Origin of the sequence: Nocardioides aequoreus (assembly GCF_000720335.1) — a bacterium.
Lineage (GTDB): Bacteria > Actinomycetota > Actinomycetes > Propionibacteriales > Nocardioidaceae > Marmoricola > Marmoricola aequoreus.
In genome coordinates this window covers 1-23,607 of sequence record NZ_JOJN01000016.1, presented here as the reverse complement: position 1 = coordinate 23,607, position 23,607 = coordinate 1, and the positions used below count along the sequence as shown (strand labels likewise).

Genomic DNA, 23,607 nt, shown 5'->3' with positions numbered 1-23,607 from the left:
CAGGAGCCCTGCGGTTGGACCAACACATCACACAAGGAAGGGCTCCGATGATTGAGTCACTCAATGTTTTCACCGCCGCAGCGCCGGGCGGCCTTGTCTCGGTGGGTGCCGGTTGGCCGAGCCCCACCGCCTCGGCAGTAGCCGGCCTCGCGATCGCCGTGCTCGCGCTCATCGCTAGATGGGCCACCGGCCGCCGGCGCCGAAGGGTAGACGCGCATGTCCAAACCCTAGGAGTCGGGGGACTGCGCTCTCGGCGGCGATCGACACAACGAGGTCTGACACAGACAGAGAAGCCCGAGAAGGAGCGATCATGATGGGTTCTGGCATGGGCTGGGGATGGATGTTCGGACCACTGGTCATGGTCGGGGTGGTGTTGTTGATCGTCCTCGCCGTGCGCGCCATCGGTGGAGGCGTGTCGCCTCGCTCCTCGGCCCCGGGAACGCCGACGGGTGCGCCACCTGGTCCAGGCCGAGCCCGGGAGGTGCTCGATGAGCGCTACGCCCGCGGCGAACTGACTACCGAGGAGTACCAAGAACGGCTACGCGCGCTGGGGGAAGGCCGGTAGTGCGGCCCATCACCCGCCGCCACGCCCTCCAGTTGGGCGGCCTCGGCGTCGCCAGCCTCGCGATCGGCACCACAGGCTTGGTGTGGCAGCGCGGCTCACGCCTGGTCCCAGTGACGGGTTCGGACCTGACCGAGCCGGAAGTGCTCCGCAGCCGCGGCGGCCTCCTACAGGTGCGGCTGGAGGCAGCCCAAGGCCAGATCGCTGTGGCCGGCCGCGAGGCAACGGTGTACGGCTACAACGGGAGTCTGCCGGGGCCCACACTGCGACTGCGTCCGGGGGACCGGCTGCAGGCGCGGTTGGTCAACCGGCTCGACACGGCGACCAACCTGCATGTCCACGGACTGCATGTCTCCCCGCAGGGCAACGGCGACAACGTCTTCATCAGCGTCGAGCCCGGCGAGTCCTTCGACTACAACTACCAGCTGCCCGAGGACCACCCGCCCGGGGTGTACTGGTACCACCCCCACCACCACGGCATGGTCGCCGACCAGGTCTTCCGAGGCCTCTACGGCGCAATCATCGTCGAGGACCCCGACCCCATCGCCGTGACGCGCGAACGTGTGCTCGTGATCTCCGACATCACCCTCGACGGGTCCGGTCAGGTCGTGGCGCCGTCCACGATGAGCCGCATGGCGGGCAGGGAAGGCGACCTGGTCCTGGTCAACGGACACGCGGCGCCGAGACTGAGCGCCCGCCCGGGTGAGCGGGAACGGTGGCGCATCATCAACGCCTGTTCCGCCCGCTACCTGCGCCTGCGGCTCGACGGTCAGGACTGCGAACTCCTCGGCATCGATTCCGGCCGATTTCCCGAGCCTCGACCGGTCGACGAGCTCGCGCTGGCCCCCGGCAACCGAGCTGATCTGCTCGTGTCAACCCGTGCCGGGTCAGCATCGTGGGAGACCGGGTCTGTCGACCGCGGTGGGATGGGCATGATGAGCTCCCTCGGCGACCTGTCCGGCGGTGTCGGGGCACTGGCGACTCTCCGGGTGGAGGGCGCCACCGCGCCCGCGTTGCCTGCGGTTCCGGTTCAACCGACGCCGGAGGACCTGCGCGCCGTCGAGCCCGCAAGGCGGCGACGGATCACCTTCGCCATGGGCATGGGTGGCGACATGAGCGGCGGCATGGGCATGGGCGGCGGTGGGGGAGAGGGTATGGGGATGAGCTTCACCGTCGACGGCAAGGAGTTCGACGCCCAACGGATCGACCAGACCGTCCAGCAGGGCACGGTCGAGGAATGGACGCTCGTCAACGACTCGCCGATGGATCACCCCATCCACCTCCACGTGTGGCCCATGCAGATCACCGCTGAGGCTGGTCAGCCCGTCCGAGGGGTGTTCCGGCAAGACGTAGTCAACGTGCCACCTCGCAGCGAGGTGACCGTGCGGGTGTCCTTCGGCAACTACACCGGACGAACGGTCTACCACTGTCACATCCTCGACCACGAGGACAACGGCATGATGGCGGTCGTGGAGTCTGTGCCGGCGGCGTGAGCGGTGGCGGTGACGTCATTGAGGCGTCGGTCAATGCTGTGAAAAGAGCTGTTGCTGGTTCGCTACCGGCCAGCACCTCTCGCGATGACGCTGGGTTGTCGGATCGATCCCTGAGCGAGGACGAGGGATTCATCACCTTTCGGTCAACAGCTGTCGCCCGTCGGCCCGCCATGCTTCCATGCCCCCTGACAGCTCGGTGATGCGTGTGAAACCGAGTTCGCGAAGCGTAGGCACGGCTTCGGTGCTCATCCGCCCGGTGCGGCAGTAAACAGCCACCATCATGGAACGGTCGGGCAACTCCCCAGCGCGTCGCTGAAGCTGATCGTAGGGAATCGTCGCATCTGTCCCGGGAATGCTCCCTTCATCAGGCGTATGCACGTTGAGCACGAAAGTCGATGTTCTTTCCGCCAGCAACGCAAAATCCGTAGGCTCGACGCTCCGGTAATCCACCTCCCGCGAGGTCGGCGAGGTAGGCGCGTCCCCACCCCCGCATCCCGCCAGCACCATGGCCGTAAACACGCCACCCAGCGCGGCACGGCGGGTCATCATCTCCGATGAGCGCTTGCGTGGTTGCGGATTGGAAGCCACGTCGTGATCACACTCGGCGAGTTCGAGCTCTACGCGAGAAGTGACTACAGGTCGTAGTACTGACTGATTGACCCACGTTGACCTGCGTAAACGTCGAGGATGACCGGCTGTTTGTACCGGACTTGTAACAACGTACCTCGTGTTGCGGGCGCCCTGCCACGACGCAGCCTGCCTAGGTTGGTCTAGAAATCGGCCGCGTTCTAGGGAACCCACAGCGTCGGCGCAGACCCGGCCAGAGTGGACCCCTCGCTGGCCGTGGCGGCCGTCCTACGCGCCGCCGCCCTGTGAGGTATCAAGCCGCGGCTCGAGCCGTCCCATCTTCCAGACAGCGAAGCTGATCGCCCACACCACGACGAAGATCGCGACTAGGAGGTAGCCGACGTACTGCAGGTCGAGTCGCGTCACCCACCCTAAGGCGTCGAGCTGCAACTGCTCGGCTAACAGTTGCAGCAGCACAACGCCGCCGATCACCAGTGCGACGACGACCGACAGCGTGGTGATGGTCAGGTTGTAGTAGACCCTGCGGAGCGGACTGATCAATGCCCACTTGTACGCGCGGGCCATGAAGATCCCATCGGCGGTGTCGAACAGGGTCATCCCGGCGGCGAACAGCACGGGGAGGACGAGGACGGCGTACCACGGCAAGGTGCTCGTTGCCACACCACCGGCCAGGATCAGCAAGGCCACTTGGGTGGCAGTGTCGAAGCCGAGCCCCATCAAGAGGCCGACCGGGTATAGGTGCCGGGCCTTGGTCACCCGCTGGGTTGCTCGGCGGAACAGACGTGCCATGAAGCCTCGCTGGTGCAGGTGGTGTTCGAGCTTCTCTTCGTCGAAGGATCCCGCGCGCATGTGCCGGAAGACGTGGATGATCCCGAACAGCGCGCTGAGGTTCGTCAAGCCGATGACGATCAGGAACGTTCCCGCGACGAGCGACCCGACCAGACCCAGAGTTGTCTGCAAGGTCGAGTTCTCGTCCTGGATCGGGCCGGCCAGCGCGCCGACCCCGATCGCAAGTAGGAGGGAAAGCCCGAAGACGACGCTGGAGTGTCCCATCGAGAACCAGAAACCCACTCCATTAGCGGACTTGCCGTCCCCCACCAGTTTGCGCGCGGTGTTGTCGATCGCGGCGATGTGGTCTGCGTCGAAGGCATGGCGCACGCCAAGCAGGAAGGCCGTGACCCCCAGGCCAACCCCGAACACACCTGAACTTCCGAGGTCGTACTGCTGGGGCACGACCAGGCCCAGGAGCACGCCCCAGCCGACGAGGTTCAACAAAAGCACCACGCAGGCCATCGCTGCGAGGGCGGTCCGCTCCCGGCGGTCGAAGATCAGGGACATGGGTCCACCTTATTGCGATTGAATTGCAACAACGGATAACTGTCAGGTGTTCGGTGCCACGGCGCGACCGGATGGGGGTGACAGTGCCAGTCCCCACCCGCCGGCGGCCGTAGCTTGCATGGCGTCGGCCAGCGTGCCGAACTCACTGATCGACCCGTGCTTTGTGAAAACATTCACAAGTCCGGGTTTCGGCGGCGAGCGACGCCTACGGTGGAACGGTGCTGGATCCTCTCCTCTTGATCGCGGGCGCGGCCGATTTCGTGTCGCCCATGGCCCGGGTGGCGCTTGGCGATGACCCGGCAGGTCTTTTGCCGGCGCGTCAGCAGATGGCGCTGTCGCTGGGGTGGCACATCATCTTGGCGTGCTTCGGGGTGGCGTTCCCGGCGATGATCTTCGTGATGCACCTGATCGGCATCCGGCGAAACGACTCAGACGCGTTGCTGTTGGCGCGGAAGTGGGCGAAGGTCTCGGCGGTCCTGTTCGCGATCGGCGCGGTCTCGGGGACGGTGCTGAGCTTCGAGATGGGCTTGTTGTGGCCGGGGCTCATGGGCACCTACGGCGACGTCCTCGGCCTCCCGTTCGCGTTCGAAGGCTTGGCCTTCTTCGTCGAGGCGATCTTCCTCGGCATCTACCTCTACGGCTGGGACCGGATGCCGCCCAAGCAGCACCTGCTGATGGTGCTGCCAATGGCCGTCACAGGTGTCCTGGGCACGTTCTGCGTGATCGCGGTCAACGCCTGGATGAACGCCCCGGTCGGCTTCGACCTCGTCGACGGCGAAGTACGCAACGTCCAGCCGTGGGCCGTGCTGCTCAACCCCGACGCGTTATGGCAGTTCCTGCACATGTGGGTAGCCGCCTACATGGTCGCCGGTTTCACCATCGCCTCGGTGTACGCCGTGGGGATGCTACGGGGCCGCCGCGACCGGGCGCATCGGCTCGGATTCAGCCTGGCCTTCGGGTTCGCGAGCGTCTCGGCAGTCCTCCAGCCACTCATTGGGCACCTGCTGGGTAGCCGGCTGTCGGAGACGCAGCCGGCGAAGCTCGCCGCGTTCGAGCTGGCGACCGAGACCGAAAGCCCCTCGCCGCTGCGGCTGGGCGGCCTCCTCATCGATGGCGAGGTGAGGTGGTCGATCGACATCCCGTACCTCGGCTCGCTGATCGCCCGCAACTCCCTCACCGAGCCGGTCGAGGGCCTGTCGAGCTTCCCCGTCCAGGACCGCCCACCGGTCAACATCACCCACCTGGCGTTCCAGAGCATGGTCGGCATCGGCACCCTACTGATGGTGGCCGCGGTCGTCTTCTGGGTCGCCCGCTGGCGCCGCCACGACCTTCTCGTGCACCGGTGGTTCCTCCGATTCGCCGCCGGGTCCGGGGTGCTCGCGGTCGTGGCGATGGAGGCCGGGTGGATCGCCACCGAGGTCGGCCGACAGCCGTGGATCGTCTACGGGTTCATGCGCACCCCGGAGGCGGCCGGGGAGAACTCCGGCCTGTGGTGGCTGCTCGGGGCCACCGCGGTGGTCTACACCCTGATGACCGCCGGGGCGGTCGTCGTCCTGCGATCGATGGCGCGACGCTGGCGATCAGGCGAGATCGACCTGCCCAGCCCGTACGGACCCGAGGCACAACGCCCGCACGGCACCGGCGCACCGGAACCCGAGGAAGTACAGCGGTGAGCCTGGCGGAGGTGGTCGCTGCCGCCCTCTTCGTCGGAGTCCTCGCCTACGCGCTGTTTGGTGGCGCCGACTTCGGCTCCGGCTTCTACGACCTGACTGCCGGCGGCACAAAACGCGGCGCCGAGCTGCGCACCCTGGTCGACCACAGCATCGGACCGGTCTGGGAGGCCAACCACGTCTGGCTGATCTACGTGCTCGTCACGTGGTGGACTGCGTTCCCCGAGACCTTCGCGGCCGCAATGTCCACGCTCATCGTGCCGATGCTCCTCGCCCTGCTGGGAATCGTCCTGAGGGGCGCGAGCTTTGCGTTCCGCAAGTACGCCGCCACGCTGAGCCAGGCCCGCCTGTTCGGCGCCATCTTCGCGATCTCGTCGGTCATCACCCCGTTCTTCCTCGGGACCGTGGCAGGTGGGATCGCCTCCGGACGGGTACCTGCCACAGGGCGCGGTGACCTCTGGACCTCCTGGCTCAACCCGACGTCGATCTTCGGCGGGATCATCGCGGTCGGCACCTGCGCCTTCCTCGCCGGCACCTTCCTGTGCGCCGACGCCAGCCGCTCCGGGCAGCAGACTCTCGCCGAGCAGCTGCGCCGGCGGACACTGGCCGTCGGGGCCGCCACCGGGATCGTCGTCTTCGTGGCGCTGATCCCGATCCAGCGCGATGCGCCCACACTGGCCGACGGACTCATGAACCAGGCCGCACCGCTGGTCGGGATCTCAGCGCTTTTCGGCATCGCAACGCTGGTACTGGTCGGCATCCGCCGCTTCGCGGTCGCCCGAGTGACCGCCCTCATCGCCGTCGCTGCCGTGGTTGTCGGGTGGGGCGTGGGTCAGTACCCCTGGTTGCTCGTCGACGAGGTCACCATCACCGACGCTGCAGGCGCCCCGGCCACGCTGGAAGCGCTGCTCGTCGCCGTCGGCCTGGCGGTGGTCATCGTGCTCCCGGCACTGGGGTATCTCTTCAAGCTGACCCAGTCGGAGTCATGGTCGCGACACGCGGGATAGTTCAGGCGACGGCCGAGCCAGAATGAGGCATGAGCCCGACGGCCTGCTCGGCGGATGTGTGGCTCGCTGGTCGGTCGCACGCCGAACGCGGCCCCGGCCAGTATGAGGAAGCCGGGCGCGATGGGACCAGCGGAACGAGATGTCCTTCCAGCGCTCGATAACTCTCTTCGATCGGCTTGCGGTGGCTAGGAACTTTGTTGCTCCATGTCGGCTGAGAACACACGGGGTCAGGCGGCAAGGAGGGCCTGACGGTTCGTCGTGCTGCGCTCTCAGCTGCCGCAGTGTTCGTCGCGGTCACTGCCCAGGATGAAGCGGCCCACGCTCACTGGCCGCTGGGACCCTTCGAGGGACGGACGCCGAGGGCGCAATCGCCCATTGCCTACTATGTCAAGTAGTGGATGCGGTCATGGGACGGCATCCTCGACAAGGACGAGGCTGGAGGAGTTGTTGAGCCGAGGAAGCGCGGCCGGTCCACGTGCTCGGATACGGCATTGGGGCGAGCACGGCCAGGTCTTCGGCCAGATCTTCTCTCCGGCAGAGCGCCTTCGCACGGTCGTCGCAAGGCTGACCGGACCACGGATGTGGTGGTCCGCGCGTGGTCCTCGCCGTCGTCCTTTCGCAATTCGAACATCACCAGACCCGACTACCGGCCGACAACGCTGTCGCGCCTCAGCAACACCTTCAAAGGAAGACTCATACCATGCGCAGAAAGTCTGTCTCGGCCCTCGCGGCCCTCGTCGCCGCCACTTTCACGCTCAGCGCGTGTGGAGGGGGCATGGACATGTCCGACTCGGAGATGGCCGGTATGGGCGATTCGAGTCCGTCGTCGAGCGAGTCGGCGGTGGCCGATTTCAATGACGCGGACGTCGCGTTCGCCACCAACATGATCCCGCACCACCAGCAGGCGGTAGAGATGGCCGAGCTCGCTGAGACCCGTGCCGAGTCCCAGGAGGTCAAGGACCTTGCCGCGCAGATCAAGAGCGCCCAGGACCCGGAGATCGAGACGATGACCGGGTGGCTCACGGCGTGGAGCCAGCCCCTGCCCGAGGACATGGGCGGGATGGATATGTCCGGCTCGATGCCCGGGATGATGAGCACGGAGGAGATGCAGAACCTTGAAGGCGCCTCCGGCGCCGAGTTCGACCAAATGTTCCTGACGATGATGATCAAGCACCACGAGGGAGCGATCGCCATGGCCGGGACCGAGCAGACCGAGGGGATGAACGAGGCGGCGATCAAGCTCGCCGGGGAGATCGAGGAGGCGCAGACCTCTGAGATCGCCACGATCAAGAAACTGCTCAACTGAGCCGAGGCCACGTCACGGGGGGAGTTCCGTGACAACCGTCATGTCGGTCGTACCAGTGGACCCGGGGCGACGTCGGTCGCTTCGGCCGTTGGTATGAGCTAAGGCCGCGATAGTCGGTGTAGCCATCGGAGGCGTCGAAGGGCTCCCATGGAGGTCGTTGCGCACCGGGGCGCGGGGTCCCTGCAGTGCCACGCTCAGCGCCGGCCGCGCCTACCGCCTGTAGATGGTCACACGTGGGTCGACCATTCTTGGGGACCGCATACCGAGTGAACCGATGCTTCGCCTTTGTACTAATGCGGAGAGGTGGATGGCCATGACTTGGTGGCAGGTCCTACTGGTGTTCGTCGGTGTCCCCGTTGCCATGTTCGTCTTCATCACGTTGGTGGTACTCCGGTTCACGATCGCGCGCGTGCCCGATGGTCTGGCGCGTGCCGCCGAGCAGCAGGACGGGGATGATCCGCGGCCCGAGGAAGAGGATGACATCGAGGCCGACTCTCAGGAAGAGTGAGACCTAACGACGACTACTAGGATGCATAGTGGCAGGCGTGGAGAGGGGAGTGTCGTGACGCGACGGATGGTGGTCGGGGTAGTGGCGGCTGTGGTTGTCGCCCTTCTGATCGGGATCCCCACCGGGATCATCGAGACGCCCTGGTACACACGGATGACTCCCGTGCTGTGGTGGAACTACCCGGTCTGGGCGCTGTCCTCCGTTCTCTCCGGCGTGCTCGCTACCACCTACGTCCGAGACGCCTCCGTTCCCGTCCCGGCGACCGAGGGAGGGAAGACCCTCACCGGCACGATGCTGTCGGTCTTCGCCGTCGGATGTCCGATCTGCAACAAGTTGGTCGTCCTTGCGCTCGGTGTCAGTGGGGCACTGACGTGGTTCGCGCCGATCCAGCCGCTCCTTGCAGTCGCCTCCCTAGGTCTGCTCGCCTACGCCCTGCGGGCTAGGCGCCGCGCCGCCGTTGCCTGCCGCTTGCGCGCATCCAACGCGGGCGTCGCGACGCCCACGGCGCCTGTCTGACCTTGGAGTTCTCACTGTGAAGCAGCTTCGTCGCTCTGCCGCTGCGCGTGAGATCGGCGCAGCGGCGATCGATGAGCCGCGCTCGACCCGGAAGGCCCGCAGCCGTCCCCGGGTTGGAGGTCCCACTGATTCAGGCCGAGCACGATCTGTCTGCACATTCCGGCAATCCGTGTGCCCGGCCCGCAGCGCCCTCGGCGCAGGCCCAGCGAGGCTGAGACAACCTGACGTCGTCCAAGATTGCGTGGTCGCGGAGCCCGCACTCGTCGTACCCACCACATGGGCGCGGAGCTCGGCGCGGACGCGCCCTGTGAACGTCGCCGCCCTTCGACCGCGAGGTTCTCGTCTCGCCCGTACGTTGTCTCCAACCGCGCTGGGTGGGCTTCTGGGGAGCGGTGTTCGAGCCTGTGGCACTGCGAATCGCTCCTGGTCTAGGGGAGGAGAGCCTCCACGTAACCCCACGGCCGTTCAGTTGGTAGTAGACCGTCGGTGTATGCGGTCCGCCAAAGGTCGTGCAGGACAGAGATGGGAGATCGGCGAGTGAGCTCCCCGGGCCCAGGCGGATCGGCACACGACAGTTCGAGCGATCCAGGTCGGCGCCAGCTCTCGCGGCGTCAGCTGTTGTTGCTCTCCGGAGCAGGTCTTGTGGGTCTTGGCGCCGGCTCGGCGGCCCTGCTCCGCACCAGATCGTCGCCCGCGACAGCATCAGACCGGATCTCATCGACCGACCCGGAGGTGCGAGCGGCTGAGCGTGCCCGGCGAACAACGGGGCAGATCACCACGGTTGCGCTGGTGGCTGCATCCGGCACCCTGGATCTGGCCGGGCGCTCGGCACAGACCTCGCTCTTCAACGGCACTGTTGGACGAGAGATCCGGCTCAACGCAGGCGATGAGCTCCGTGCACGGTTGACCAACCGACTCGCCGCGCCGACGACCATCCATTGGCACGGCTTGGCGCTACGCAACGACATGGACGGGGTCCCTGACGTCACTGCCCCGTCGGTCGCGCCTGGCACCTTATTCGACTACCAGTTCATCGCCCCGGACCCTGGCACCTACTGGTTCCACCCACACGTCGGAGTCCAGCTGGACACCGGCTTGATCGGCGCCCTCATCGTGGAGGATCCCAACGAGCCGCTTCGCTACGACGACGACGTCACCTTGGTGTTCGACGACTGGCTGGACGGTGTCACCTCCACCCCGGACCAGGCTCTGGCGAACTTGAGCGAAAACGGGATGGACATGGGCTCGATGGGGGACATGGACATGAGCTCCATGGAACCGACCGCGGAAGGTATGGGCGTCAGTCGACGGCAGCCGCTCGGTGAAGACACCGGAGACGTGACGTACCCGCTGCACCTGGTCAACGGCCGGCCCGCAGCGGACCCCTTCGTCGTCAAGGCCCGCCCCGGGCAGCGCCTGCGCCTGCGGCTGATCAACGCGGGCTCGGACACAGCCTATGAGTTCAGCGTCGGCGGTCATCAGCTCAGTGTGGTCGCCAGCGACGGCTTCCCGGTCGAGCCAGTCGCCGTGGACTCGCTGGTTCTTGGCATGGGTGAGCGGTTCGATGTACTGGTGGAGGCCGGGGACGGCGCGTTTCCCGTTGTGGCGGTCCCCTTGGGCAAACCCGGGGAGCCGGCCTTTGCGGTGCTTCGCGCAGGCAGTGGAGAAACCCCCAAGCCAGCGCGGTCCCAGCGGGGCGGCCGGCTGCTGCAGTATCGCGACCTCGTTCCGGAGGAGTCGGTGCGGATGTCGAAGCGTCAACCGGACCGGACACTGACCATGGACCTCACCATGGAGGACGGAGGTCGGGCGTGGCTGATCAACGGGAAGCGCTTCCCTGATCACGAGCCGCTCGACCTCCGCCCAGGTGAGCGCGTGAGGCTGGAGTTCATCAACCGGACCATGATGTTCCACCCGATGCACGTGCACGGCCACACCTTCGGCCTGGTCGGCTACGGTGCCGCACCGGGCGTTCCGGGGTTGCGTAAGGACACCGTGAACGTCTTGCCCATGCAGCGGTTGACAGCCGACTTCGACGCCGACAACCCGGGTCAGTGGCTGACTCACTGCCACAACGCCTACCACGGTGAACTCGGCATGATGACCGTGTTGTCCTACGTGCGTTGATCCGAGCAGACGGGAGAGTGATCCACGACGTGGGTTTCAAGCGGCAGGCATCCAAGCGACCGTCGGAAATGGTGACGCGCCGCGCGGCGCTTGGGGGCGTGCTCATGGCCATGATGTTGGCTGGATGCGGTGACCCGGACACGTCCACCTCATCGGCTGCGCGGAAGGTGGACTACCCGAGCGTCGAGCCCGCGGATTTCGCGTTGCTGGTGAAAGGCGCGTCGACCTTCGTGCTCAACGTGCATACGCCCGACGAAGGCAGTATTCCCGGGACCGATGCCGCCATTCCCTACGATCAGCTTCTGCGACGCGCCGGGGAATTGCCCGACCGTTCCACGGCGGTGGCCGTCTACTGCCGCACTGGGCGGATGAGCGCCGAAGCCGTGCCGAGGCTTCGCGAACTTGGATTCACACGCATCACCGAACTGTCGGGGGGCATGGAAGCTTGGCAGGCCGATGGGCGACGCTTGACATCTGTGGGTGAGGATTCCTCCTCGGCGGGACTTCGGAGACCGGACGAGACTGAAGCCTTGGCCAGTTTCTGAGGTTCGAACGATCCCGGCGATCTGCTCCTCGCGAGGCGACCATAAAGCGGCTGCGACTCCATCCATGCGGAGGTAAGCCGGGGAAGGCTGAGATCAACCGCGTGAGCCGGGCATGGGTACAGCGCATGCGGGACGATACTTGGTTGAACTTCATCAGTCGTGACCGATGCGTCGCCGAATCTCAGTGGAGGATCAGTGTTTGACGGGATCATCACGATGGCAGCTATCGCGCTGGCAGGGGTTGGCAGCATCTACCTCCTTCACGGAATCACAGCCATCAACGCAGACCCCCTTGCGGTTCTTCCCTTCCAGTCCGGGTGGCAGCCTGAGCAGCATGCGCTTTCGCGCTACCACGTGCGCTGGTATCTCGCGACTTTGCTGTTCCTCGCCTTCGATGTCGAGATGCTGTTCATGTACCCGTGGGCGGTGGTGGTCGCTGAGCTCGGTGCGACCGCAATCATCGAGATGTTCCTTTTCCTGGGGGCCTTGTTCGTTGGGGTTGTCTGGGCATGGCGTGAGGGGGGCTTGCGGTGGGTGTGATGGACGCGTTCGCACGGTCGGCCACCCGCCGAGCGCACGTCCTGCTCGTCGAGGTGCCGGGTCAGTGGCGGACCCGGGCCGCTGTCGAACGTGCCGTGCTGACTCGCGGCTGGAGCCTGGCGATGTCGCCAGCCGACGCTGATGTGCTCGCGGTGTGCGGAAGGCCCCGACCCCAGCTCGAGAAGGCGACCGGCCTGGTGTGGCACCAGATGTCCGGGCCACGAGTGCGGGTGGACGTCGCGGACGACGCCCCGGCCGCGGAAGCCCTCGATCAGGCGCAAGCCCGACTGCTCGGCACCGAGCACCACCGCCATGATTCGGACAGCAGGCCGGTCGCGGCTCATCTCCTCTCCGCGAACAAAGGGCACGACCAGGAGTCGTTGAATCACGGATCGATGGACCACGGCGACGGTGATGACGGGACGATGCGCCACGACGGGGGCGACGAGAGTGGCGGCGAGGGGATGGATCACGGGTCCATGGGGCACGAGTCAATGGACCGCGGCGACGAGGGTGACGGGACGATGCGCCACGACGGGGGCGACGAGGGTGGCGGCGAGGGGATGGATCACGGGTCCATGGGGCACGAGTCAATGGACCACGGCGGGCACGGCGGGCACGGCGGGCACGGCGGGAACGGCGGGAACGGCGGGAACGGCGGGAACGGCGGGAACGGCGGCATGGAGATGGCGCCGGGCGGCATCGCTCTCGCTGAGGGCGGGGAGGACCGTGACGGTCTGGAGATGGACGTCCTGTATGTCCGTCTCGGCCCCGTGCTGCCGCACTGGCCAGCTGGCCTGGTGCTGCGCTGCGCACTGCAGGGTGACGTCATCACTGAGGCGCAGGCCGAGATCCTTGACGCTGAGACCCAACAACGTCACGCGGGACCCACAGCCGGACCCGCAGCTGGACTCGCGGCTGGACCCGCAAGAATCCTCGACAACACCGTGTCGCTGCTTGCACTGGCCGGTTGGGAGGACGCAGCCGCGGAGGCTCGTCGCGTGCGCGACGCCGTGCTCGAGGGCGGTGACCGTGCTTCCTGCGCGGTGAAGCTGGACCGACTGCGGGCCAAGGTGGCGCGTTCCCGGGTCCTGCGCTGGTCTCTGCGCGGAATCCGTCCGCTCGGCCATGAGGAGCTCGAGCGCCACGGACTGCCGCCCCATCTCGACGGTGACACCTACGACCGTCTGCTCGGCATGCTCGAACGTGCCGGCGACTCGAACGGGAAGCTGGCTTCACCCTTGCCACTCGACAAGCTCCCGCACCTGGTGACCGGCCTCGATCTGGCTGCGGCACGTCTGGTCATCGCGAGCCTCGATGTTCACGAACTGCAGCCCGGCCACGTCCACGACGAGACGTCTGGTGCCTGAGATGCCTGGACCAATGTCGGAGCCCTCGGTCACCACCGTCGCACCCGCTTGGGCGCTGGCGGCGGTGGCGATCCTCGGCGCGCTCGTCGTGCTGGCCGCGGCACTCGACGGCGCGCTCACTGCGCGTGGCAACGATGCGGCCAGCGGGGCAGGCGGCGGGGTTGCCACACCGCTGTGGGAGGCAGCCCGGTTGATGCGGCAACGACGTCGTCGGACCGTCGAGGCCGACGGCATGTTGTGGCGGCTCGGCGGCGCCGGCCTCGTTGTCACGGCCGTCCTGATGGTGGCCGTGGTCCCGCTGGGTGAGTGGACGATCTTCGACCTCGACGTGGGCGTCATGTGGTTCAACGCCATGGACGTGATGGTGTGGGCTCTGGTGTGGCTGACCGGGTGGGGGGCCAACTCGGCGCACTCGCTCGTCGGCGGATACCGGTTCCTAGCGCACGGCCTGGGTTACGAACTGCCGCTGATGTTCGCGCTGGTGGCGCCGGTGATCGCGGCCGAGTCCCTCAACGTCGGACGTGTCGCTGCCGCACAGGAGAACAGTTTGTGGTTCGGGCTCTGGATGCCGGTCGCGTTCCTCGTCTACTGCCTCGGCGTCGTCGCGTTCTCGGTGTGGGGACCGTTCGCCCCGGCACTCGGCGCGGATATCGCCAGCGGGGTCGGTGCCGAGCTGTCCGGGGTCGATCGGCTGGTGTTCGAGGTGGGTCGCTACGCGCTGCTCGCGGCCGGGTCCGCGTTCGCTGTGCCGATGTTCCTCGGCGGCGGAGCCGGCCCGCTGCTGCCCGGCTGGACCTGGGTGCTGATCAAGACGGTCTCTCTGCTGCTCCTTTTCATCTGGCTGCGGCGCCGACTCCCGGCGCTGCGGCCCGACAAGTTCATGGAGCTCGGCTGGATGGTTCTGCTCCCCGCGGTGCTGGTCCAGGACCTGGTGGTCGCCGTCGTCATGGTGTGGAGGGGATGAGGATGGTTGCCGACATCGGGTTCTGGGTGCTGGGCCTGGTGGCCGTCATGGCGGGGGCTGCGGTCTTCTATGTGAACTCGATGGCGCGCGCGACCTACGCGCTGGCGCTGTCGTTCATCGCGGTCGGCCTGCAGGTGCTGTTCCTGCAGCAGAACTATGTCGGCGTGGTGATCATCTTGATGATGGTGATGGAGATGGCGGTCATGGCCGTCTACATGGTCATGTTCATGGGCATGAACCCCGCGCTGATGCCGATGAGCATGGTGCACGACAGCAAGAAGGCCCTCGCCGTCGCGATCGGGACCTTCCTCACCCTCGCCGCCGGCGTCCTGCTCGTGGACTGGCCTGCGCGCCGGGTTGCCCCACCAGCAGAGGTCACTCGTGCGCTCGGTGAGGAGCTGATGGGCCCGAAGATGCTGGTGATGGCCGTGATCAGCCCGGTGATGGTGGCCACCATCGTCGCAGGGGTCGTCCTGGCGGCACACCGCACCCGCTACGACCGGTTCGGTGACGACCTGAACCACCGACCGGCCGACGACCCGCAGCCGGGAGGTGTCGGGCGATGACCCTCGAGGCGACCCTCCTGATCGCTGCCGCGATCTTCAGTGTCGGGCTGTACGGCGCGATCTCCCAGCAGGTCGTGGTCATGGTGATGATGGGCCTGGAACTGATGATCAACGCGGTGATCCTCGCCGCAGCCGGCTTCTGGTGGTTCCTCGCACCCCACCCCACCGGTCAAGTCCTGTTGCTGGTGATCATCGCCGCGATGACCGTGGAGATGGCGATGGGCTTCGCGGTGGCCACGCACCTGCACCGCGAACGCCACGCCGACATGACCGACATGGCCACGGACCTCAGCGGGTGACCGGTCGATGACGCAAGCCGCGCTCTGGCTCATGGTCCTCCTACCAGCGGCGGTGGGCGGGCTGCTCGCGCTCAACCCGCGTGTGGAACGGTTTGCCACCATCGTCTCCCTGACGACCGCAACCGCCACGGCCGCGCTGGCCATCAGTGTCGCGATCGCGCGACCGTCAGTGTCGATGCCGTTCATGGCGGGAACCGACTTCGCCCTCGGCGTCGACGCTCTGTCCGCCCTGATTGCTCCCATGGTGGCCGTGGTGACCCTGCTGGTGCTGGTCTTCGTGGCCGGCGAGATCCGCGAATCGCGTGCCCGCTTCCACGGACTGATGCTGCTGTTCGCCTCGGCGGCGCTGCTCACCGCGACGGCACAGACGCTGCCGGCACTGTTGTTCGCGTGGGAGCTCATGGGCGCGATGTCGTACGCTCTGATCGGCTTCTGGTGGCGTGATGACCACCGGGTTTCGGCCGGCCTTACCGCGTTCGTCACCACGCGGACGGCCGACGTCGGGCTCTACGTAGCCGCCGCAGCGGCTGTGGCCGGAGGAGCGGGCCTGGCCCTGACGGACCTGGCGGAGGGCAGTCCGGGATGGCGGGACGTGGCCGCGGCCGGTGTGCTCGTCGCGGCGCTGGGCAAGGCCGCTCAGCTGCCGTTCTCGTTCTGGCTGTCGCGTGCGATGGAGGGTCCGAGCCCGGTGAGCGCGTTGTTGCACTCGGCCGCGATGGTCGCCATGGGCGGCTACCTGCTGCTGCGCACCGAGCCGCTGCTTGCCGCGACCGGTTGGGCCTCGACCGCGACGGCATGGGTCGGTGCGATCACGGCGTTGGTGCTCGGTCTGGTCGCTGTTGCCCAGCGCGACCTTAAGCAGCTGCTCGCCGCCTCGACCTCAGCGCAGCTCGGCTTCGTGGTCCTGGCCGCAGGGGTCGGCTCGGTCGCCGGAGGAACCGCGCACCTCGTGGCGCACGCGTCAGTCAAGGCGCTGCTGTTCCTCGCCGCCGGGGCCTGGCTCACCGCCCTGGGCACCAAACGGCTCGCCGGTCTCTACGGCGTCGCGCGACGGTGGCGTCTGGTCGGCTGGTCGGTGACGGTGGGCGCACTGTCCCTTGCCGGTGTCGCGCCGCTGGCGTTGTGGGCGACCAAGGACGCGGTCCTGGCTGCGGCGCTGGAGGAGTCACTGTGGTTGTACGCCGTTGGCTTGCTTGCCGCTGCGCTGTCGGCCGCGTATGCCGGCAAGATCCTCGTGGTCATCTGGCGCGAGGTCCCGCAGGAGGGAGCGACGAGGGTCGAGCAGCACCTTGACGAGGAGCAGCAGGGCAGCCGCCACGTCGGCGTCCTCGAGCAGGCGCCGCTGGTGGTTCTCACGGTCGGCGCGGCCGTACTGGGGCTGCTCGCGCTGCCACCGATGGGGGGAAGGCTTGCGAGTGCCCTCGGGGAGGAGGCGGTCGACGCCACTGCGGCCGAGTGGGCGGTCTCGGCGTTGATCGCCCTGGTGGTGCTGGCCGCGGTGTGGCGGTGGGGCGTCCCGGAGCCGCGATGGGCACGTGGCTGGCTCGGTCTCGATGCGGCCACGCGAGCCGTTGTTGTGCGCCCGACGCTGGCGCTGGCGGCGGCGTTGGCTCGCTTCGATGACCGCGTCCTCGACCGCGCCGTCACCGGTGTGGCGGCAGCGGCCTTGTCTGCGGCGAAGGGGGCTGCGGTCTTTGATGACGGTGTTCTCGATGCCGGCGTGGACGCGGCCTCGCGGGCCTCGCTCCGGGCAGCGGACCGAGCTGCCCGCGACGACGATCGGTGGATCGACGGCCTCGTCGAGGCGTTTGCGGCGCACATGCGTACGCTCGGCCAGATTGCTCGCCGGCCGCAGACGGGCCAGCTGCACCAGTACTACCTCCAGGCGATCGCGGTCCTCGCGGTCGGGGTCCTGCTTCTCGTCATGGTGAGGTGAACGTGCTCAGTCTGATCGTCTTCCTGCCCCTCGCCGCCGCGTTGGTCCTGCTCGCCCTGCCCCGGCTCGGCGACTCGATCGCACGGTGGACCTGGGTGGCGGTGGCCGCCCTCGACCTGGCATTGGTGGTCGGTGTGTGGCTGGCCTACGAGTCCCCGGCGGTGGGGCAGTTGGCCTTCGAGGAGCAGGCTCCGTGGATCCCGGGCGTGAACAGTAGCTACCACCTCGGCGTGGACGGTCTCTCGCTGCCGTTGATCGCGATGACGGCGGTGATCTTCCTCGCCTGCGCGGTCTATGCGCTCCGTGAGCCTGACCGGCCTCGGTTACAGGCGGCGCTGTTCTTGTTCCTGCAGAGCGTGAGCATGGGGCTGTTCGTCTCTGCGGACCTGATCTTGTTCTTCCTCTTCTTCGACCTGTCCATCGTCGCGATGTACTTCGTGATCGCCGGCTGGGGCCACAACGACGCCGGCCGCTCGGCGATGAAGTTCTTCCTCTACACCTTCCTCGGCTCGCTTGCCCTGCTGGTCGGCTTCATCGGCCTCTACATCGCCGCCGACCCACACACCTTCGACATGGTCGAGCTCACGAACCAGGCACCACTGAACGGCTCCTTTATGGCCGGAGGGCTGGTGCTGGCCGCGATCCTGATGGGCCTGGCAGTGAAGACACCCACCGTGCCCTTCCACACCTGGCTTCCCCCGGCCCACACCGACGCCCCGGCGATCGGATCCGCGGTGCTCGCAGGGGTGCTGCTGAAGATGGGCACCTACGGCTTCGTCCGGATCGCGATGCCGATGCTCCCCGAGGCCTGGCGCGCCTGGGCCTGGGTGATCATCGTGGTGGGGATCATCTCGGTCGTCTACGGCGCCCTCGTGGCCCTGGCCCAGACGAACCTCAAACGGATGATCGCCTACACCTCGGTCAACCACATGGGCTACATCGCCCTGGCCGTCGGCGCCGCCGGCCTCGTCGCTGACGACACCGCACAAGCGCGCTCGATCGCGGTCACCGGTGCGGTCACCCAGATGGTCAGCCACGGCCTGATCACCGGTGCCCTGTTCCTGCTCGCCGGGGTCCTGCAGGACCGCGCCTCGACCTACGACATGGACGCCTACGGTGGCCTCGCAGGTCCGGCGCCCAGGTTCGCGGCGTTCTTCGCCGTCGGTGCGTTCGCCTCACTCGGGCTGCCGGGGCTCTCAGGGTTCATCGCGGAGTTCCAGATCTTCACCGGCAGTATCGCTGCCGCACCGGTCACCGCGGTCGCACTCGTGGGCATCCTGCTGACCGCGGCGCTGTTTCTGCGAGCGTTGCAGCGGATCTTCACCGGACCGACCCGGGGCCGGTCCACCGGGTTCGCCGACCTGCGACCAACCGAGACATGGTCGGTCGGCGCCCTGCTGTTCCTCTCGTTGCTGATCGGGATCCTGCCCCGGCCTCTGCTCGACATCATCGAGCCGGCCGCCGAGGCCGTCGTCGAGCTCGTCGGGCGGTGACCGGTGGGCCCGGGGATGGGATCGGACATGGCCATGCGCCCGCTGTTGCTGCTGCCCGAGATGCTGCTGTTCGTCGGCGGCCTCGCGGCGCTCATCAGCGGCTCGTTCCTGCCAAGGGAGCGCCAGTGGGTCAGCCGTCTGGTGGCAGCAGCTGCCCTGGTCGCCTGTGTCGTCGCCGCCATGATCGGTCTGACAAGTACTGCTCAGACGGCGTTCGAGGGCACCTTCAGCGTCGACACCCCAACCGGGGTGGCGCGCATCGTGGCCGCCGTGGGGACACTGATCGTGCTGTCGCTCGCCGTCGACGAGATTACCGGCTCTCCACGGGAGAGCGAGACCTACGCGTTGCTGCTGTTCTCGACCACCGGAACGCTGATGCTGGCCGGCGCGGACGACCTGTTGGTGCTTGCGGTCGGGTTCCTGCTGACCAGCATCCCGCTGTACGGGCTGATCGGCCTCCGCCGCACGCCGGCAGGCGCCGAGGCGGCCATGAAAACCTACCTCCTGGGGGCGCTGTTCGGGATCCTGCTCCTGTCAGGAGTCACCGTCCTGTACGGCATCACCGGCACGACGTCGTACGCCGCGTTGCCCGACCTGCTGATCGACGCGCCGACCGGTGCGATGGCCGCAGGGGTGATCGGTGTTCTGGCCGGACTGATGTTCAAGGCCGGCGCGGTCCCCGGTCACTTCTGGATACCCGACGCCGCGCAGGGCGCCGGCGGAGCCGTGGCGGCATTTCTGACCACCGTGCCGAAGATCGGGGCCGTGATCGCGACCTACCGGCTCGTCGACATGCTGCCCGGCACTCTGAACTGGCCGCTTCTGATCGCCATCCTTGCGGTCGCGAGCATGACGCTGGGCAACCTCGCGGCCTACTGGCAGACCGACCCACGACGGCTCCTGGGCTGGTCCACCGTCAGCCAGGTCGGCTACCTGCTGGTGCCAGTTGCCGTAGCAGGCCGAAGCGACTCGGCCCTGCCGTCCCTCCTGCTGTATGTGGCCGGCTACACACTCACCAACCTCGCTGCCTTCTCCGTCACGACGGCCCTGCCGCAGCGCCGCACCCTCGAGTCGTACGGCCGGCTCGCCCGTGCGCAACCGATGTTGGCCGCAGCGCTCGTCATCTCACTGCTGGGATTGGTGGGGACCCCACCGACCATCGTCTTCGTCGGAAAGCTGACCATCGCCTCAGCGGCATGGGACGGAGGACTCGCCTGGCTCGCAGTGGCGGTCTTCGCCAACACGCTGATCAGCCTGTTCTACTATCTGCGGTGGATCGTGCCGGTCTTCAAGAGTGATGCGGATGCCAGCCCGCCGAGAGCGGACGAGGGAGCATCTTCGTCGCCTCGACCTGCCTCGTCGGTAGTGGCCGTCGTCGCCGCCCTGGGCAGTCTGGCGATGGGCATCTGCGCAGGACTGCTCTTGAGCCTGCTCACCGGCACGTGAGCCGCCCGGACCCCCCACTGAACCTGGGGCGATTTCTCCGCGCCTGGCGGACTTGGTTATGGAGTTGCGACACCATTTGGCGGCGGCTCACCGACGCCGGTTTGCGCGAAGGTTCTCGCTATACGCGCGGCCTCGCCGCGCTGGTCAATCCGGTGTTGCGGCCGCGCCCCTAAGCCGTCGATCGCCGACAAGAGCGGTGGATCGAGGCAATGGAAAGCCGAGCGCGGGACCGAGGCCGGTCCGGCGGGAGTATTTTGAGGTCCGGTTCGAGCACTTCGTGAGAAGTGACTACAGGTCGTAGTAGAGCTCGAACTCGTGCGGGTGCGGGCGCAGCTGCACGGGGGCGATCTCGTTGGTGCGCTTGTAGTCGACCCAGGTCTCGATCAGGTCGGGCGTGAAGACGTTGCCGACCGTCAGGTAGTCGTGGTCGGCCTCGAGGGCGTCGAGCACGGCGCCCAGCGAGGTCGGGACCTGGTCGATCTCGGCCATCTCGTCCGGCGGGAGCTCGTAGATGTCCTTGTCGATCGGGTCGGCCGGCTCCGTCTTGTTCTGGATGCCGTCAAGGCCCGCGAGCATCAGCGCCGAGAAGGCCAGGTAGGGGTTGGCCGACGGGTCGGGGAAGCGGGTCTCGACGCGCTTGGCCTTGGGGTTCGATCCCGTGATCGGGATGCGGACCGAGGCCGAGCGGTTGCGCGAGGAGTACACCAGCGAGATGGGGGCCTCGAAGCCCGGCACCAGGCGGTGGAAGCTGTTGACCGTCGGGTTGGTGAAGGCCAGCAGCGACGGGGCGTGCTTGAGGATGCCGCCGATGTACCAGCGGGCCATCTCCGAGAGCCCGCCGTAGCCGGACTCGTCGTAGAAGAGCGGCTCGCCCTCGTTCCAGATCGACTGGTGCACGTGCATGCCGGAGCCGTTGTCGCCGAAGATCGGCTTGGGCATGAAGGTGACGGACTTGCCGGCCTGCCAGGCGGTGTTCTTGATGAGGTACTTGAACTTCATCACGTCGTCGGCGGCCTTGAGCAGCGTGTCGAACTTGTAGTTGATCTCCGCCTGGCCGGCGGTGCCGACCTCGTGGTGGGCGCGCTCGACGTGGAGGCCGCAGGCCTCGAGGTTGCGCACCATGTCGGCGCGCAGGTCGCTGTAGTGGTCGTAGGGCTCGACCGGGAAGTAGCCGCCCTTGAGGCGGGTCTTGTAGCCGAGGTTGTCGCCCTCCTTGCCGGAGTTCCACCAGCCCTCGACGGAGTCGATGTGGTAGTAGCCCTCGTTGACGCCCGTGGAGTAGCGGACGTTGTCGAAGATGTAGAACTCCGCCTCGGGGGCGAAGTACGCCGTGTCGCCGATGCCGGTGCTGGAGAGGTACGCCAGCGCCTTGCGCGCGATGTTGCGCGGGTCGCGGGAGTAGGCCTCGCCCGTGATCGGGTCGTGGATGAAGAAGTTGACGTTCAGCGTCTTCGACGTCCGGAAGGGGTCGATGTACGCCGTGGTCGGGTCGGGGTAGAGCTGCATGTCCGACTCGTTGATGGCCTGGAAGCCACGGATGGAGGACCCGTCGAAGCCGAGCCCGTCGTCGAAGACGGACTGGTCGAAGGAGGAGACCGGCACGGTGAAGTGCTGCATCACCCCCGGCAGGTCGACGAAGCGGACGTCGACCATCTCGACGTCCTCGTCCTTGACGTACTTGAGCAGCTCTTCGCTGTTGCTGAACATTCGTCCTCCTTGGCCGATCCCTCGGCCACGTGGCGGCTGGTGAGTGAGCACCGCGCATCGCTGCGGGTGCGAGTCGGAACCTACGTAGCGGCAGTTGCACGACCGTATCCGGATTGTTTCGCGCGTGTAACGCGGGTCTCACCCGTACGCCGCCGGTCGGCCCGTCGGGCACGTACGCCGCCGCTAGGCTCGGGGGGTGCCCGACGCCGCCACCGCCCACGGCCTGCCCTCGGCGTCCTGGGGACGCCGGCTCGGGGCCCTCGCCCTCGACTGGGTGGCCTCGATCCTCGTGGTGGTCGGGATCGTCGGCGTCGGCCGCTACCTCGACGACCGGGCTGCGGGCTGGTGGGTGCTGCTGGCCTTCCTGGCGCAGGCCACCCTGCTCACCACCTTCGCCGGCGGGTCCTTCGGGCAGCTGATCGTGGGCGTCCGGGTGCTGCGCGTCGACGGGCGACCGCTCGACCTGCTGCGCGCGCTGCTGCGCACGGCGCTGATCTGCCTCGTCATCCCGCCGCTGGTCTTCGAGCCGGGCACAGGTCGTGGGCTGCACGACCTGGCCACCCGCTCGGGCGCCTACCGGTGGTCGGGTGAGACCCGCGCGGCGGGCGGCGTACCGCGCCGCTGAGCAGGCTCAGCGGCCGCGCATCTGGCCGCGCATGCCCTTCATCGAGGTCGGCACCGGGCCCTTGGGCATCGGCACGGGGGAGCGACGGGCGTCGACAGCCTTGATGCGCGCCAGCACGTCGGTCATCTGCGCCGGCTTGAGCACCTTGTCGCGCTTGCGCACGTGCTTGGCGAGCTTGGGCAGCGGCACCTGGCCCTCGTCGTAGCCGATCACGACCTGGTGGATCGGCACCTCGCCGGCCACGCGGGTGTGGCGCTGCTGCTCGTCACGGAGCAGCTTGCCGACGCGGGTGGGGTTGCCCTCGCCGATGAGCAGGATGCCGGGGCGCCCGACGACGCGGGTGACGACGTCCTGCTGCTTGGTGACGGCGACCGCAGGGTCGATCTTCCAGCCGCGGCGCAGCGTCATCTGCAGCGCGCCGGCGGCGGCGCCGGGCTGACCCTCGATGCGGAGGTACGCCGCCCGCATGGCGCGGCGGTTGAGCATCACCAGCACGGCCAGGAGACCGGTGAGCACGCCGGTGATGATCGGGAAGATGAGGGAGTCGCGGAAGATCAGCAGGAGCAGCGCGAAGCCGGCGGCGAAGCCGAGCACGAAGGAGAGCAGGAGGACGCGGCCGACGGCCGGGTCCTGCTCCTTGGTCATCCGGTAGACCTGGCGCATCTGGGCGACGCGGCCCGGCTCGCCGGACGCCTTCTTGCGCGCCCTGCGCTCCTTGCGGGAGAGCTTGGGTGCCTTGGCTGCCTTCTGGGCGGGCTTGCCGGACTTGGTGGCCATCAGGAGTCGTCGCCTCGTCGTGTGTCTCTCGGTGAGTGGAGCGAGGAGAAGTGTCTCAGACGCTCGCGCGTGCCTCGACGGCCTGCTGGTAGAGCCGCCCGGCGCGGTAGGAGGAGCGCACCAGCGGCCCGCTCATGACCCCGGCGAAGCCGATCTGCGTGGCCTCCTCGGAGAGCTCGACGAACTCGTGGGGCTTGACCCACCGCTCGACCGGGTGGTGCAGC

Annotated in this window: 22 protein-coding genes and 1 pseudogene; 18 read left to right on the top strand and 5 right to left on the bottom strand. The window is 67.5% G+C overall.

The genetic code is table 11. From position 1 onward, the window contains the following. Positions 1-178: 178 nt before the first annotated feature. Positions 179-565 (top strand): SHOCT domain-containing protein, encoded by a 387-nt coding sequence (locus tag IG63_RS24000; RefSeq protein WP_425411797.1) that lies wholly within the window; start codon positions 179-181, stop codon positions 563-565. Then, positions 565-2,055 (top strand): multicopper oxidase family protein, encoded by a 1,491-nt coding sequence (locus IG63_RS0118710; RefSeq protein WP_030485869.1) that lies wholly within the window; start codon positions 565-567, stop codon positions 2,053-2,055. Before IG63_RS24000 ends, IG63_RS0118710 begins: the two co-directional genes overlap by 1 nt. A 132-nt stretch (positions 2,056-2,187) precedes the next feature. Here the strand turns inward: IG63_RS0118710 and IG63_RS0118705 are convergent, their stop codons facing one another. Both IG63_RS0118705 and nicT read right to left on the bottom strand, forming a co-directional pair. Beyond that, entirely contained in the window at positions 2,188-2,643 is a 456-nt protein-coding gene (locus tag IG63_RS0118705) for a rhodanese-like domain-containing protein (RefSeq protein WP_157210294.1), read from the bottom strand. 267 nt (positions 2,644-2,910) lie between these two features. Beyond that, positions 2,911-3,981, bottom strand: a complete 1,071-nt coding sequence (gene nicT / locus IG63_RS0118700) for a Nickel transporter NicT (protein WP_030485867.1) — start codon at positions 3,979-3,981, stop codon at positions 2,911-2,913. Positions 3,982-4,199: 218 nt separating this feature from the next. Here nicT and IG63_RS0118695 point away from each other — a divergent pair, with 218 nt between their 5' ends. The 15 genes from IG63_RS0118695 (at position 4,200) to IG63_RS0118625 (ending at position 20,274) form a co-directional block, all read left to right on the top strand. Then, on the top strand, positions 4,200-5,654 hold the full coding sequence (locus tag IG63_RS0118695; RefSeq protein ID WP_245604509.1) for a cytochrome ubiquinol oxidase subunit I: 1,455 nt from the start codon (positions 4,200-4,202) through the stop codon (positions 5,652-5,654). Then, positions 5,651-6,658, top strand: a complete 1,008-nt coding sequence (locus tag IG63_RS0118690) for a cytochrome d ubiquinol oxidase subunit II (protein WP_030485865.1) — start codon at positions 5,651-5,653, stop codon at positions 6,656-6,658. The genes IG63_RS0118695 and IG63_RS0118690 overlap by 4 nt, the downstream gene beginning before the upstream one ends. A 775-nt stretch (positions 6,659-7,433) precedes the next feature. Beyond that, positions 7,434-7,964, top strand: a complete 531-nt coding sequence (locus tag IG63_RS0118685) for a DUF305 domain-containing protein (protein ID WP_245604508.1) — start codon at positions 7,434-7,436, stop codon at positions 7,962-7,964. Between the two features lie 313 nt (positions 7,965-8,277). Continuing rightward, entirely contained in the window at positions 8,278-8,472 is a 195-nt protein-coding gene (locus IG63_RS0118680) for a hypothetical protein (RefSeq protein WP_157210293.1), read from the top strand. A 54-nt stretch (positions 8,473-8,526) separates the two neighbouring features. Beyond that, positions 8,527-8,988 carry a hypothetical protein gene (locus IG63_RS0118675; protein WP_245604507.1) on the top strand — a complete coding sequence of 154 codons (462 nt, stop codon included), beginning with the start codon at positions 8,527-8,529 and terminating at the stop codon, positions 8,986-8,988. A 789-nt stretch (positions 8,989-9,777) separates the two neighbouring features. Continuing rightward, positions 9,778-11,115, top strand: coding sequence for a multicopper oxidase family protein (locus IG63_RS0118670; RefSeq protein ID WP_245604506.1), 1,338 nt, complete (start codon positions 9,778-9,780; stop codon positions 11,113-11,115). Between the two features lie 17 nt (positions 11,116-11,132). Further along, positions 11,133-11,660, top strand: a complete 528-nt coding sequence (locus IG63_RS21050) for a rhodanese-like domain-containing protein (RefSeq protein WP_051707211.1) — start codon at positions 11,133-11,135, stop codon at positions 11,658-11,660. A 195-nt stretch (positions 11,661-11,855) separates the two neighbouring features. Then, entirely contained in the window at positions 11,856-12,200 is a 345-nt protein-coding gene (locus IG63_RS0118660; RefSeq protein ID WP_036196239.1) for an NADH-quinone oxidoreductase subunit A, read from the top strand. Then, the gene (locus IG63_RS22875) at positions 12,191-13,570 is read left to right on the top strand and encodes a hypothetical protein (protein WP_030485858.1); all 1,380 of its coding nucleotides are present in this window, start codon (positions 12,191-12,193) and stop codon (positions 13,568-13,570) included. Before IG63_RS0118660 ends, IG63_RS22875 begins: the two co-directional genes overlap by 10 nt. Before the next feature lies 1 nt (position 13,571). Beyond that, positions 13,572-14,534 (top strand): complex I subunit 1 family protein, encoded by a 963-nt coding sequence (locus IG63_RS0118650; protein WP_245604512.1) that lies wholly within the window; start codon positions 13,572-13,574, stop codon positions 14,532-14,534. 2 nt (positions 14,535-14,536) lie between these two features. Continuing rightward, positions 14,537-15,100, top strand: a complete 564-nt coding sequence (locus tag IG63_RS0118645; protein ID WP_030485856.1) for an NADH-quinone oxidoreductase subunit J — start codon at positions 14,537-14,539, stop codon at positions 15,098-15,100. Further along, positions 15,097-15,399, top strand: coding sequence for an NADH-quinone oxidoreductase subunit NuoK (locus IG63_RS0118640; RefSeq protein ID WP_030485855.1), 303 nt, complete (start codon positions 15,097-15,099; stop codon positions 15,397-15,399). Before IG63_RS0118645 ends, IG63_RS0118640 begins: the two co-directional genes overlap by 4 nt. 52 nt (positions 15,400-15,451) lie before the next feature. Continuing rightward, a complete protein-coding gene (locus IG63_RS0118635) occupies positions 15,452-17,335 on the top strand; it encodes a proton-conducting transporter transmembrane domain-containing protein (RefSeq protein ID WP_211249397.1) in 1,884 nt (627 codons plus the stop codon). After that, positions 17,332-18,828, top strand: coding sequence for a complex I subunit 4 family protein (locus IG63_RS0118630; protein WP_342665978.1), 1,497 nt, complete (start codon positions 17,332-17,334; stop codon positions 18,826-18,828). Before IG63_RS0118635 ends, IG63_RS0118630 begins: the two co-directional genes overlap by 4 nt. A 27-nt stretch (positions 18,829-18,855) precedes the next feature. Next, positions 18,856-20,274 (top strand): NADH-quinone oxidoreductase subunit N, encoded by a 1,419-nt coding sequence (locus IG63_RS0118625; RefSeq protein WP_211249395.1) that lies wholly within the window; start codon positions 18,856-18,858, stop codon positions 20,272-20,274. 288 nt (positions 20,275-20,562) lie between these two features. Here the strand turns inward: IG63_RS0118625 and glnA are convergent, their stop codons facing one another. Beyond that, complete coding sequence (gene glnA / locus IG63_RS0118620) at positions 20,563-21,981, bottom strand: type I glutamate--ammonia ligase (protein WP_030485851.1); 1,419 nt, start codon at positions 21,979-21,981, stop codon at positions 20,563-20,565. Between the two features lie 196 nt (positions 21,982-22,177). On the opposite strand from glnA, the gene IG63_RS0118615 reads away from it, so the two are divergent. Continuing rightward, the gene (locus IG63_RS0118615) at positions 22,178-22,606 is read left to right on the top strand and encodes an RDD family protein (RefSeq protein WP_051707206.1); all 429 of its coding nucleotides are present in this window, start codon (positions 22,178-22,180) and stop codon (positions 22,604-22,606) included. A 6-nt stretch (positions 22,607-22,612) separates the two neighbouring features. On the opposite strand, the gene IG63_RS0118610 is transcribed toward IG63_RS0118615, so the two are convergent. Together IG63_RS0118610 and IG63_RS22870 are read right to left on the bottom strand one after the other, a co-directional pair. Next, positions 22,613-23,383, bottom strand: a complete 771-nt coding sequence (locus IG63_RS0118610; RefSeq protein WP_030485849.1) for a DUF4191 domain-containing protein — start codon at positions 23,381-23,383, stop codon at positions 22,613-22,615. A 55-nt stretch (positions 23,384-23,438) separates the two neighbouring features. Further along, a pseudogene (locus IG63_RS22870) lies at positions 23,439-23,607 on the bottom strand (lipoyl synthase); the annotation flags it as partial.

Bases quoted from the DNA above. Each gene is read 5' to 3' on its own strand.
- nicT (WP_030485867.1), bottom strand. From the start codon at position 3,981: ATGTCCCTGATCTTCGACCGCCGGGAGCGGACCGCCCTCGCAGCGATG.
- IG63_RS0118640 (WP_030485855.1), top strand. From the start codon at position 15,097: ATGACCCTCGAGGCGACCCTCCTGATCGCTGCCGCGATCTTCAGTGTC.
- IG63_RS0118645 (WP_030485856.1), top strand. From the start codon at position 14,537: ATGGTTGCCGACATCGGGTTCTGGGTGCTGGGCCTGGTGGCCGTCATG.
- glnA (WP_030485851.1), bottom strand. From the start codon at position 21,981: ATGTTCAGCAACAGCGAAGAGCTGCTCAAGTACGTCAAGGACGAGGAC.
- IG63_RS0118650 (WP_245604512.1), top strand. From the start codon at position 13,572: ATGCCTGGACCAATGTCGGAGCCCTCGGTCACCACCGTCGCACCCGCT.
- IG63_RS0118685 (WP_245604508.1), top strand. From the start codon at position 7,434: ATGGACATGTCCGACTCGGAGATGGCCGGTATGGGCGATTCGAGTCCG.
- IG63_RS0118625 (WP_211249395.1), top strand. From the start codon at position 18,856: ATGGCCATGCGCCCGCTGTTGCTGCTGCCCGAGATGCTGCTGTTCGTC.
- IG63_RS0118610 (WP_030485849.1), bottom strand. From the start codon at position 23,383: ATGGCCACCAAGTCCGGCAAGCCCGCCCAGAAGGCAGCCAAGGCACCC.
- IG63_RS0118680 (WP_157210293.1), top strand. From the start codon at position 8,278: ATGACTTGGTGGCAGGTCCTACTGGTGTTCGTCGGTGTCCCCGTTGCC.
- IG63_RS24000 (WP_425411797.1), top strand. From the start codon at position 179: ATGGGCCACCGGCCGCCGGCGCCGAAGGGTAGACGCGCATGTCCAAAC.